General features: G+C 38.4%; 12 protein-coding genes, 1 pseudogene and 1 other annotated feature. Of the genes and pseudogenes, 5 read left to right on the top strand and 8 right to left on the bottom strand.

The genetic code is table 11. The features are described from left to right. Positions 1–133: 133 nt before the first annotated feature. From RBL01_RS01110 to RBL01_RS01095, 4 genes are all read left to right on the top strand, one after another. Positions 134–979, top strand: a complete 846-nt coding sequence (locus tag RBL01_RS01110; protein ID WP_002319484.1) for an NAD(P)H-hydrate dehydratase — start codon at positions 134–136, stop codon at positions 977–979. A 3-nt stretch (positions 980–982) separates the two neighbouring features. Continuing rightward, entirely contained in the window at positions 983–1,423 is a 441-nt protein-coding gene (locus tag RBL01_RS01105) for an acyl-CoA thioesterase (protein ID WP_002289317.1), read from the top strand. A gap of 49 nt (positions 1,424–1,472) precedes the next feature. Then, positions 1,473–1,667: a hypothetical protein gene (locus tag RBL01_RS01100; protein WP_002315615.1), complete on the top strand. Its 195-nt coding sequence runs from the start codon at positions 1,473–1,475 to the stop codon at positions 1,665–1,667. Between the two features lie 135 nt (positions 1,668–1,802). Continuing rightward, a complete protein-coding gene (locus RBL01_RS01095) occupies positions 1,803–2,489 on the top strand; it encodes a GntR family transcriptional regulator (protein ID WP_002289316.1) in 687 nt (228 codons plus the stop codon). 407 nt (positions 2,490–2,896) lie between these two features. Here the strand turns inward: RBL01_RS01095 and RBL01_RS01090 are convergent, their stop codons facing one another. The 7 genes and pseudogenes from RBL01_RS01090 to infC form a co-directional block, all read right to left on the bottom strand. Continuing rightward, positions 2,897–3,586, bottom strand: coding sequence for a hypothetical protein (locus RBL01_RS01090; protein WP_002289315.1), 690 nt, complete (start codon positions 3,584–3,586; stop codon positions 2,897–2,899). Next, positions 3,561–5,690: pseudogene (locus RBL01_RS01085) on the bottom strand (hydantoinase/oxoprolinase family protein). The gene RBL01_RS01090 and the pseudogene RBL01_RS01085 overlap by 26 nt, the downstream one beginning before the upstream one ends. A gap of 47 nt (positions 5,691–5,737) precedes the next feature. Beyond that, positions 5,738–7,075 carry a citrate transporter gene (locus RBL01_RS01080; protein ID WP_307780896.1) on the bottom strand — a complete coding sequence of 446 codons (1,338 nt, stop codon included), beginning with the start codon at positions 7,073–7,075 and terminating at the stop codon, positions 5,738–5,740. Positions 7,076–7,366: 291 nt separating this feature from the next. Then, positions 7,367–9,187: a DUF6056 family protein gene (locus tag RBL01_RS01075; RefSeq protein ID WP_002319480.1), complete on the bottom strand. Its 1,821-nt coding sequence runs from the start codon at positions 9,185–9,187 to the stop codon at positions 7,367–7,369. A 238-nt stretch (positions 9,188–9,425) separates the two neighbouring features. Next, entirely contained in the window at positions 9,426–9,785 is a 360-nt protein-coding gene (gene rplT / locus RBL01_RS01070) for a 50S ribosomal protein L20 (protein ID WP_002293355.1), read from the bottom strand. Between the two features lie 52 nt (positions 9,786–9,837). After that, positions 9,838–10,038, bottom strand: coding sequence for a 50S ribosomal protein L35 (gene rpmI / locus RBL01_RS01065; protein WP_002289309.1), 201 nt, complete (start codon positions 10,036–10,038; stop codon positions 9,838–9,840). 71 nt (positions 10,039–10,109) lie between these two features. Continuing rightward, positions 10,110–10,634 (bottom strand): translation initiation factor IF-3, encoded by a 525-nt coding sequence (gene infC / locus RBL01_RS01060; protein WP_002319479.1) that lies wholly within the window; start codon positions 10,632–10,634, stop codon positions 10,110–10,112. A gap of 43 nt (positions 10,635–10,677) precedes the next feature. Continuing rightward, positions 10,678–10,803 (bottom strand) — a sequence feature (ribosomal protein L20 leader region). Between the two features lie 150 nt (positions 10,804–10,953). On the opposite strand from infC, the gene RBL01_RS01055 reads away from it, so the two are divergent. Beyond that, positions 10,954–11,586, top strand: a complete 633-nt coding sequence (locus RBL01_RS01055; protein ID WP_002294161.1) for a pentapeptide repeat-containing protein — start codon at positions 10,954–10,956, stop codon at positions 11,584–11,586. Between the two features lies 1 nt (position 11,587). Here RBL01_RS01055 and RBL01_RS01050 read toward each other — a convergent pair whose 3' ends face one another. Next, positions 11,588–12,493, bottom strand: a complete 906-nt coding sequence (locus RBL01_RS01050; protein ID WP_002319478.1) for a magnesium transporter CorA family protein — start codon at positions 12,491–12,493, stop codon at positions 11,588–11,590. Positions 12,494–12,495 lie beyond the last annotated feature (2 nt).

Raw genomic sequence — 12,495 nt, 5'->3', positions numbered from 1 at the left:
CTTATTTAAGTCTTCGTGTTCATGATACCACAAATTACAGAAAAAAATAGTTCAAAAAATCTGACAATTCCTTTTCTTATCTGTTTTTCTCTAAAAAAAATATACGCTATAATGAGTAAAAGGAGGTTTTTCGATGCTGATAAACGAACAACTAGTGAAAAGAGTCATCACACCTCGTCCAAAAATTTCACATAAAGGAACATTTGGACGTATCGTTTTGATTGGCGGCAATGAACAATATGGCGGAGCAATCATTATGAGTGCTTTAGCTGCCGTACACAGCGGAGCGGGTCTCACGACTGTAGTAACTGATGAAAAAAATCGGAGTGCTCTTCACAGTCATCTGCCAGAAGCAATGATTGTAGATTGGACGGATACTGACCAGTTTCTTTCCGTAATAAAGCAAGCAGATGTACTCTTGATTGGTCCCGGATTGGGTACTTCTTCTAAGAGTTTGGAACGTTTCAAACAAGTACTAGAAAACCAATCAAAAGAACAATGGCTGGTGATTGATGGCTCTGCTTTAAGTTTACTTGCTGCTAATCATCTTTTGCTACCCTATCCCGAACAAACTGTACTTACACCTCATCAAATGGAGTGGCAACGGTTGAGTTCTCTACCGATACAAGAACAACGGGATAAAGAAAACAAAAAGAAGCAACAGGAAATCGGTGCTGTGCTCGTTTTGAAAAGTCATGAGACAAAAATTTATGGTCACCAGCACTTCTACACCAATCCTTTAGGTTCTGCTGCTATGGCAACAGGCGGCATGGGTGACACTTTAGCTGGGATGATCACAGGATTTTTAGCCCAGTTTCCTCAAAATGACCAAACGATTGCAGCAGCTGTTTATCTTCATAGTTTCATTGGAGACCAGCTGGCAAAAGAACAATATATTGTTTTGCCGACACAAATCAGCGAAGCACTTCCGAAATGGATGAATTATTTTTGTAAAAAATCAATGGAAAACGAGGCATGAGTCATGGAGAAATTTACAGGTTATGTGCGAGAACCTTTTTATTATGAAACAGATCAAATGGGGATTATTCATCACAGCAATTATATCCGCTGGTTTGAAGAGGCTCGGGTAGCCTTATTGGTACATCTAGGGTTTCCCTATAAAAAAATCGAAGAATCTGGGATCATCATCCCCGTTCTGGAAGTAAATTGTAGCTATAAAGAAATGATCCATTACGGAGAAAAAGTGAGCATCCATCCAACTATCCAAAAGTATACGGGGACACGGTTGGATTTTAGCTACGAAATTGTGGGAACTGAAGACAAAAAATTAAAAACTACTGGCAGTAGTAAACACTGTTTTTTACTTTCTGATTCGCAGCGATTAGTGAAGCTGAGCAAAGTCAATCCGGAGTTAGATCAGTTATTCCAAGCGTACGCTTCTTTGGATGATGTAAATTCTTAATAAAGACCGTCTAAGCATTTTTCTTGTATTGTGTCGAGTAGTTCGTATAATGAAAAGAAAAAAGCAGGTGATCCCCATGTATGTCGTTAAAGTAATGCACGGTTACATCGATAAAACTGGCTGTCGCACTCGGGAAAAAAACTTAGACAATCTGCTCATTTTCAAAGACAAAAAAGAATCCGAAGCTTTTGCTAAAAGAATCGGCGGTCGTGTCAAACCGATCCAAGAGGTACGACCAGATTGATTCAATATTTTTCTTTTCGAGGCTCTAATAGGCATGCCTATCAGGGCTTTTTTTGCAGACTGTGTTTTTATGCCCACACGATTTGTAAGCGATTTATGTTATAATAGATTATATCTGCATAGAAAGGAAGGTTAAATGGTTATCAATAATTTGCAACAGCAAGCTTATGAATCTATACGTAAACAAATCATTTATTCCGAGTTAGCACCTGGAAGTAAAATCTCCGATAAAGTGTTAGAAGAACAACTAGCTATCGGGCGTACACCGATTCGAGAAGCACTGATCCAACTGCGCAATCAAGAGCTTGTAAAAACCATTCCACAGTCCGGCACTTATGTTTCAAAAATCGATATCCGATCTGCCTCATTAGCCCGTTATACGCGGGAAAAGTTGGAAAAACCGATCCTGCAAGAATGCAGTGCGAAAATGACCAAGCAAGATCAAGCTAAACTAGAAAAAATACTAGAACAAACCGATCAGGCAGTGATCGCTCAAAATAAAAAAGCTTTTTTTGATTTGGATACTGATTTTCACCGAACTTGTTATGAAATTGCTGGAAAACGAGAAATTTGGGATTGGCTAGAAAGTTATAGTACGCACTTGAACCGTTTCAGATGGTTACGTTTGACGATTTCAGAATTAGACTGGGGTCGAGTATTAGATGAACATCAGACAATGCTTCAATCAATGATTGATCATAACTTTGATGAAGTCGGATTTCTTTGCACGATGCATTTACATATGATTATCGAGGAGCAAGAATACGTGATTCATAATTACCCCGATTATTTTGAAGATATTCAGGACAGACCCATCAAATAAGAGGTTTTGGAATCAGCGTTTTGACCTGAGTATTAGAGAAAGAAACGGCAAAATAGTTCCTCATATTTTGCCGTTTTTTTTGAGCTAATACCGAGGGTCAGCTGATTGCACACCGTTTATTGAGAGGTTGTGAAAAAGCTGCCCTGCATCAAGTAATAAGAACAGCCAAGTAAAAATAGCTTCTTATGTTTTTAACTTGGCTGGACTTACTACCGCAGATGCAAGCTTTTGAACACCGTTTTCCAAGAGGTCGTGAGCCTGCCGTTCATCTCCGAGTCACAAGGAACAATTTCAAAAAACAGCTTCTCATGTTTGTTGAATATTTTGACTTGTGACCGAGGAGTTGACAGGAGAACACCGTTTATTCGGAAAAAAAGGACTGTGACACGACTTTTGTCACAGTCTCTTTATTTGTAATCTAAATCATACTCCGTACATCTTTTTTCTATTTTTTTTATTTCTTCTAAGATCCCTTGGCTACGAATTTCATTATATGGCCAAAGTAAGACTGCCTCTAATACATAAGGCGAAAAATCGCTTTGATTCATCTCTTTTGAAAAACTCATCGCTGCTATCTCGCTCAATGCACGAATGTTTGATTGATGTGTATAAAAAGGCAACCGCCACAGCACAATTTTTTCGCTTTGCGTATAAATTCCCTTAACAGAAGCTTCGATGTGGTGAAATAGTTCATGTCCAATAATCAAAGCTTGCGCTGTTTCTTTAGAGATCGAAGCTAGTCCTGAACATTTTAATTTTTCTAACGGCTCCGTCATCAATCGGATCCCTTCATCTTCTGCATAAGTTGCAAAAGTGATTCGTTCGTTTATTTGCTCTGATTCACAGGAAACGATTGGAACAGCCATTTGTTCACAAATTTCTCCTACATCGGCAAAAGGGTACTTTTTTTTGATGCTACATGCCGTTTCGATACCACAATCGATTGATTGTTGTATAAGGATTTTCTGCTTGGACAAAGGAATCTTTTTCCAAAATAAATCTCGCCGAAACTGGTAGAATCCCCAAATTTCTTCGGGGATCTGTTGTAATTCGTTTAGTAACTCTTCTAACTTATGTTTGTTTGATATTTCCGGCAACGACGATCACTTCTTCCTCCGGTTCCATAGTAGATACTTCCAGATCCATCAAAAGCTGTAGTTGTTCCAGATCCGTCGCTGTAGAATCAGAGACTCTTGCTCCTAAGCAGAGATAAAATTCTGGTCGGGCAATCAATTCAGTTTGATAAACTACCATATCTTCCCAAAGTTGTTCGACAGCTGTCATATAATTGGCTGCAGTTGTTTTCATACATGAAGCATGTCCACGTTGGACCTTGATAAATCCTTTTTGATCGATGATCCGAAGACTTCCAGCATTTTTTGAACGATTCTGTTCGCCACATACATAAAAGAAAGGTGTATTTTCCAATAAGCAAACTTCATTTTTATTTAATCGCATATCCTCTGCAGCAAGCTCTAGTGCTTCTTCTGTTGTGATCTCCTTGGTTAGATCGGTTGCTTTCACTTCCGTAGAACCAGTAGCGATAGCCGTTACTTTTGAAGTCTGTGGATCGATTTCTACGTGGACTTCGATCGATTCTGGTGTAGCGCCTGATTCAATCGCTTTATTCATCGCTTCATTTTTCAACGATCGTATATCTTCTTTACTTGGCGAAGGGATGATACGTTCTACAACATCTCAGACCATTGCAAGTGCTACACCAATAGAAGAAATCACTTCGGCGTTTTCAGGAATCGAATATTTCACACCCATTTTATTACTAAAGTAAGTAATCAATGAGGCAGCGCCGCCCCCTACACCTACAAGAGAAATCTGATCTTTCTCCAAGTGATACTTGTCTGCCAATTCTAAAATCACCGGTTCAATCTTAGCATAGGATTTTTCCATGATCTGCTCTGCGATGTCTTCAACCGTCGTATGACAATAGTCTGCTAATGCCTGTATGGCTTTTCGTGCAGATGGGACATTTCCATAAGAAAAATGTTCTTCTTGCACTAATCCAAGGACATTGGCTGCACATGTATTTGTAATAGTCACTTCTTCTCCGTCTTCCATCACTACCTTGACGTAATCAGCAGGGTCTCCTTCTTTAGGAGAGAAAAATTCAACCTTAGGACCTTTGATTTTTTCTGTCTCCGCAAATACTGCATAATCTAGACCGGCAATATGTGCAGAACGTGGACCGACATCGATGATTCCTGACTGATTAGCCCGTACCATCGAACCGCCTGCCACACCTAGAACCCGAACATCTAATGAAGAGATATATGTTGGGTGGCCACCTACAATTGAATAATCGATTGCTGGACGTCCATTTTTAATGACCCCGATATTGGTTGTTGTTCCGCCTACTTCAAAATAAACACCATTAGACGCTCTCAAGTACATCAAAGAGCCCATGACTGATGCAGCAGTACCGGAAAGCATGGTTAAAACAGGTCGTTTTTTCATTTCATTGATTTCCATTACTCCGCCGTCTCCGCGCATAATCATCAAAGAAACATTGACCCCTGCTTCTCGTACGGAATCTTCTGTAGAGGTTGCCGTATCTAGCATTTTTGGTAAAATAGATGCATTGATTGCTGCTGTCCGAGTTCTTCTTGTCAATCCATATAATTTCGTAATGTCAGAAGCCATCGTTGTAGGGATCGCTTTCACAGATGCTGCTTCATAAACAACTCGTTCTGGTTCCCCATTATCTACTCCAAATGCCATAGAAGAAACCAAGACCTCCGCTCTTTCTCTTTCTAAAGAAGAAATCGTTTCTGAAACACGGTCTACATTTAAGTGTTTGACAGGTAAGAATGCATTGACAATCTCTATTTTTTTCTTATTCCCTAAATCGATATCGTTCAATCTAGTTTGTCGTTTTGCTAAAAAACCTTCTAATCCACCTTTTGCCATCCCGATTACGCCGACTTTTGCTACGTCTCCTTCAATCAGTGCATTAGTCGCTTGTGTGGTAGAATGTGCAACAAACACAACATCTTCTGGACTGATATTATTTTCCCGCAAACAATTTTGAAAAGACTGAACGACACCTGCGGCTACTCCACGGACATCATCGTGGGTTGTTTTCACTGAAGATTTTCCGATGATTTCGTGCGTCGCATTATCGATTGCGACTGCTTTCGTATGTGTACCGCCAACATCAATTCCCATTCGCACAAAACGTTTCATTTTCTTTTCCTCCATTCATCTAATCGTTTTTATCGACGTTTTGTTTACTAGGCGTTCCCGTACAATAAGAACGTGATCAGGCATAAGATCGCACCGATGATCCAACCAGTTGGGATGGATTTCTTCATATCTTCTCGAGAAGTTACTTTTGTATAACCTAATCCCCAAGCAACCCAAGATTGTGTAATATCTAAATGCTGAGGAGCAATCGTTGTGATTGCAAATAACGGGAACAAAAAGGCTGGCGACATCGTTGGATTAACAGCTAACACGACAGCTAAAATAGCTGAGCCTGAACCGACTAGATTCATTGGACCGCGGAAAAATCCTAGTGGTGTCAATATAGCAAATACGATTGCCAAGACTAATGGTGATTGCGGTATCCAATCTCCAAAAATAGCTGAAAAATAAGGAGAAGCATACGCAGCTGAATTATTGAACATCACTAAGGTCATCAAGAAACCAACCATTGGTGCAACATCTACTGCGCCATCTGTAAATAATTTCGCAAACTGACGACAGATTTCTTTATAACCTCCGCGCAATTTTCCAGTAAACAGCAATGCCCAGATACCTGCTAGAATAAAACCTAAGATGATTGGAAGATCTAAAAGAACGACCCCTAAAACTGGTAATAATACGGCTAACCATGAGATCATTGGTGCGTCGCCACCTTCAGCTGGTACGTTTGCTGCCATTGCATAGCGTTTCTTTTTGTTCATTGATATATTAGCGACCGTTAGTACCACAACTAAGCTTACAATCATCCCAATCATACCAATTTGGAAATAGTCATTATAAGTATAGCTTTCAGCCGCTGGATTGAAACCAGCATAAATCGTTTGATATTGTTTGAAATTGACGATATTAGCAAATATTCCAGCCATAATCGAGCCCACAAATGAGAACAGTGCAACCGGTACTGAAATACCTAATGACATCAAGATCGGCAATACAATAACTGCAATAGAAATCACTGGTCCGATTCCTGTCATCGACATGAATATAACAGCGGTTACAATACATAGTAAGCTCATCGTGATTCTTGGCTTGTCCCCTCCAAGTTCAACTACCTTTCGAATCAGGGTAGCTGCGATTCCGCTATCTACTAGAACACGCCCGAAAAAGGCACCAAAGAAGACATTTACCAAGATCGATTTGGCGTACTCAGCTGGCCCCGTCGTATAGATATGCGTCAACACATCAATTACTCCTTGCCCTTCCATCGCCGGGTTTGGTGAAAACGTGTTTCCGACTAGCGCTAATCCCATCCATACAGTAGCCATGATGGCAAAGCCGACCATCAAGTTATAGCCTTTTACACAGTACCAGACCATGAAAAAGAATGAGATAACTAACAAAATACCAATAATAATATCACTCATGTTATTCCTCCGTCCATTTTGTTTTTCTGATAAGCAAACTAATATATCAGTCGAACTCATTCTAACTTATGTAGTTAGCGCTTTCATTAAAGGATGACCATAAATGTTCGGATTTCAATTAAAAAACCTTAATTATGTTATTTTAGACTTATACGTTGTTATCCCGTTTTATATGGTGAAGAATTGTAAACAAAAAAAGGGATCTGTGACAACAGTCGTGTCACAGTCCCCTTTTTCCGAATAAACGGTGTTCAAAAGGAAACAAACTTATGAAAAGATGTCTCAGTAACCTTATCTTAATAAAGTCACTTCTTCATTAACTATGCCAATGTTTACAGAATCCAAGATCTTTCCATCATTAGATAGAACAACTATATTGATTCCAGGTTTATTCCGTGAAATTGCTATCCCGTCAATGTTAATATATCCAAACTGCTGATCTTCGTAAGCCGTATAGCTAGTTCGAACAGTAATTTCTTTTCTAGCCACATCTTTACTGAAAATATTGTAATTTTGTTTTTGTGATAAAATTGCTTCTTTTTTATCTAGAATCATTCCTGAAAAGTTCCAGTGTTGTTTAAAAATCTCTGGATCTAAGCTAGGGAAAAATTTTATCATGTCATTTATCAACGTTTCATTTATCTGTGTGACATCACCAAATCCAGCAACAATGAGTGGATTTTCAGAGTCCGCTAGTTTTTTTAGATAATCCTGAGCATTCCATATATTCATCAGTTTAGAATCGCCGTTTTTATAGATATTTTTCCAGTCCTCTTCAGTTATAGAACGGACACTTTGTAAATCAAAATACTTTGCGTTAGCTCTGTTTACTTGCGCATCAACATCCCCTTTTATATGCGAAAGTGCGCTGGAATAGGCAGGATAACTCGTATTATTATACGAATGGAATTCACTTACAACAGGATTCAAATTACCTTGTTGCTTTTGAGCTTTCAAGTAATCGTATTGTTCTTCAATATTACGATATGAACGTGCAATATCAATGGATCCTAAGGCAAACGAAAATAGAAATTGGACTAGCAAAATAGAGCTGATTACACTGTAAACAATCTTTGGCGCAATTTTTTCAATTTTATCGGGCCATTCTATCATCATTGCAATAAGAATATATAATACTCCGCCAAAAAAAGAACGCCCCCATCCAAGACCTGCAGGTGATATTGCTAATACATAAATAGTTGCCAATCCTGCTATTATATAAATATAAGATAGACGTAACCACTCTTTTCTGTGATCAAAAATTATTCCCAATGACAGTAATATTGCACATAAAATAAATAACTGTAATCCATTTTCTTGTAGAGTTTGGGTAATATCTACAATTCCTGAAAACAATTTATGAGGTAAAGACCATGTACTACGTTCAAAGTAAGTTGCTCTAATCGCATTTCCTGGAGCTGATGCCATCATAAACAACCCAAAAATAGTACCAACCAAGCCTGAGAACATCCATAATTGTAATGGCTTTTTCTTACGGTAAGTTATATAGATATAACCTAAAATAATTAAAACAGCACCTCCAGATGTGTTCTCATTACACCAACCTGCGGCGACACCTAAAATTGCCATAATTATAAGGTTTCCTACTGATTTAAAAGGGAGTAATCTATCGGCATAACAATAACGATGGTAAATAAACAGAACGCTAGTTATAATTATTCCCCCCCATAAATAATTTGCAGCGCCTGTTTCCCACAAAATCGTCTGTCCAAATGTGGGAATGAATAGCCATATAACGACATTTATCATCAAATATTTAAAAGCATGAAACTCTGTTTTATCTTTTGTCGTTATCTTGTAAATCAAAATGGTTAACAACACATAAATTAATGGATTGACTAAATTGAAAACCATTTTAGGCATCAATAAAAACACACGAGCGATGATATGCACCACGGATCTTCCAGTCCACGTCATATACTGATGATATTCGTCTTGTAGTATAGTTGAAAAATCCGTAGTTTTATACATGTATTCAATATCATCAGCAATTAAAGGTGTTAAAAAATTTAATACAACCATTATTAAATAAGTACATAACAACATGGCTATTCTTTTATTCTTGTCTATATTTTCTTTTAACCAATTCACTTTTTTCCCTCTTTCGTTATATTTTGTTTAAGAAAAGTTAGCTAAATAATATCCTTTTCTCTTAAAAATTATAGCATCTATTCTATTTTAATGCGCGATGAATCCAATAATCTGCAGGATGAAATAATGATTACTAAATTTCTCTTACTGTTTTGTTTAATTATGTATATTACAACACTAAAAAAGAGGAAAGAACATAACTTTTCGTTATCTTCTTTCCTCTTTATAATTGTTTAGCTTATTTAGCCAAAGCGTCTTTTGCTTGGTCAGCCAATGCAGTAAATGCTGCTGCATCGTTTACAGCCAAGTCAGCTAACATTTTGCGGTTGATGTCGATTTCAGCAACTTTCAAACCGTGCATTAATTTTGAGTAGCTCAAGCCATTCATACGAGCTGCTGCGTTGATACGAGCAATCCACAATTTACGGAAGTCGCGTTTCTTTTGACGACGATCGCGATATGCGTAGTTGTATGAATTCATTACTTGTTCTTTTGCTGTTTTAAATAAAGTGTGTTTTGAACCGTAGTAACCTTTTGCTAATTTTAGCACTCTTTTACGACGTTTACGAGTTACTGTTCCACCTTTAACACGTGCCATGTATAATTCCTCCTAATAAAAATAAATCTTCAAATTCTGTTATTTGTACTTCTTATTTCATTTTTGCTAGTTGTTGGCGAATACGTTTGAAGTCGCCACTAGAAACCATGCTTGCTTTACGCAATTGACGGCGTTGTTTTTTTGTTTTGCCGTGGAAACGGTGACTTGTAAACGCGCGGAAGCGTTTCAATCCGCCTTTACCAGTACGTTTGAAACGTTTTGCTGATCCGCGGTGTGTTTTTTGTTTTGGCATGACTATATTTCCTCCTCAAAATCTTTCGTTATCCGACTATCGGCTGTCCAACAGCCAGTTAGTCATTCAAATTACTTACTGTCGTTTTTCGGTGCCAGCGTCAAGAACATGCTGCGTCCGTCCATTTTCGCTTTTTGTTCCACTGTTGCAATATCCGCAGTTTCTTCAGCTAAGCGATTCAAGACTTTTTGACCAATTTCTTTATGGGTAATGGCACGGCCTTTGAAACGGATAGAAGCTTTCACTTTATCGCCCTTTTCCAAGAACTTACGTGCATTACGAAGTTTTGTATTGAAGTCATTCAAGTCGATCGTAGGACTTAAGCGAACTTCTTTTACATTGATCACTTTTTGTTTTTTACGCGCTTCGCGGTCTTTCTTTTGTTGTTCGAAACGGTATTTACCGTAGTCCATGATTCGCGCAACTGGTGGTTTCGCACCAGGGGCAACTAACACAAGATCCAAGTTTGCTTGTTCTGCAATATTCAATGCTTCTGCTTTTGACTTAACTCCTAATTGCTCACCATCTGAACCGATCAATCGTAACTCTCGTGCACGAATGCCGTCGTTAACCATCATATCCTTTGCTATGGTCATTCACCTCCAAATATTATGAGAGAAAGAAAAGCTTACCGAATAAACGGCAATAAAAAAACGAGTTCTCTTACAGAACCCGCGCGTACTTCACCTAATAGAACCAGTGAAAACTATCTAGCCCAGTGACATTATCAACTAAGGCGAGAAGCGGGTGCTTCTGCTTTTATTTCTCAACCATCATAGTATAGCAAAAACTAATCTTTTTGTCAATGTTTTTCATACAGTTTGTCTTCCTTTTCTGAAAATGATTAGATTAGCAGACTTTCTAGCAGTGATTCCCGTTTCTTTGCTATACTAAAGAAAAACGAGGTGAACCCACATGAAAAAAATCGAACCTATTCCACCTTCTCTTCCTCTTCTTACAAAGGGAGAGTTTTATTTAGAAGATGAGGAGATCTTCTCTGGTCTTCTGATCAACGGGGGTGACCAAAGCTATCTCGATGCCAAAAATATGGTATTAAGAGAGAGTCATATCCAAAAACTTACGATGCAAAAAACAGTTTTACGTCATTTTGAATGCAGTAATGTCATTTTTGAAAAATGTGATTTTTCCAATCTGGAGTGGATTGGTGGCAGTTTCCACCAAGTCGTGTTTCATCAATGTAAATTAACAGGTACGAATTTTGCCGAAAGTTATCTTCGAGACTGTACTTTCACTGATTGTATTGCTTCGATGGCTTCCTTTAGTAGTACAAACTTGAAAGCTGTCTCCTTCGATCATTGTCAATTAGAAGACAGCGAATTTTATGAGGTCACTTGGAAAAACCTTTTTTTGTCTGACAATCAGTTAACCGGTTCGAACTGGTTTCGAACTTCTCTGAAGGGATTAGACTTTACGACTAATTTCTTCACAGCAATCGCTTTATCTCAAGATTCTTTGGCGGGACTAATCGTCAACCAAGAGCAAGCACTTGTGATCGCCCAAGCCCTTGGTTTGCAGATCAAAGACTAGATCAACGAATCCGCCGCCACAGTGCAATAAGCATCCAAATAGATAAGACCAAACTGATGATCAAGGCGATTCCCCATCCGAAAACGGAATGGGTAAAGGGTAACTGGAGATTCATTCCGAAGAATCCTGTCACAATAGTTGGAACGGTCAAGATCAGCGACCAGACCGTCAAAAATTTCATCGTGTCATTCAAGTTGTTATTCAGCAAATTATTATAAGTGCCAGAGAGCTGGTCTAAAATCTGCGAAGCTAAGTTCGTCATTTCAACTGCTTGTCGTGCTTCGATCAGTGCATCGTCCAACTCTTCTTTTTGCTTTTCTGACAACTTGCGATAAATAGCCAATGCCTTGATTTGTTCTAAAAGTACTACATTTTGTTTTGTTCCTGTAACTAAGTAAACCAAACCGATCTCTAAATCTGAAAGTTGCAGCAGATTCTTGTTCGTTGTTTTTTCTCTTAATTTCAGATTAAGCCGCTGACGTTCACTATTCACTTCCTCGATTAAAGGAAAAAAGGAATCAGAAATCAAAAACAATGTACGAAACAATAAACTGTATACACTCATGTCTGGCATTCGTTCCAAAAGCGATCGAATTAGTCGAATCACGTACTCGGTATTCGGCGTGGTAAATGTAAACAAACCGTCTTCTTTTAAAATAAAAGCGATAGGACTAGTTTCATAATGATTATCGACTTTTTGCTGGTGCGGAACATTTGATACAAGCAGTAACGCTTCATCAAAAGAATCGTACTCTACGCGCGCCCGTTCATTTTTATCTAGAGAATAAGTCAGCATCTCGTCACTAATGCCATATTCTTCTTTTAAGTTTTTAACAGCTAGCACATCGTTTTGCTGTACATTGATCCAAAAATTACGGTCTTGATTAAAATAGTGTTTTTCCCGCATAC

Source organism: Enterococcus sp. SB12 (assembly GCF_030910025.2).
GTDB classification, from domain to species: domain Bacteria; phylum Bacillota; class Bacilli; order Lactobacillales; family Enterococcaceae; genus Enterococcus_B; species Enterococcus_B faecium.
The sequence above is the reverse complement of the archived record's forward strand: the minus strand, read 5'-3'. Positions and strand labels throughout refer to the sequence as shown.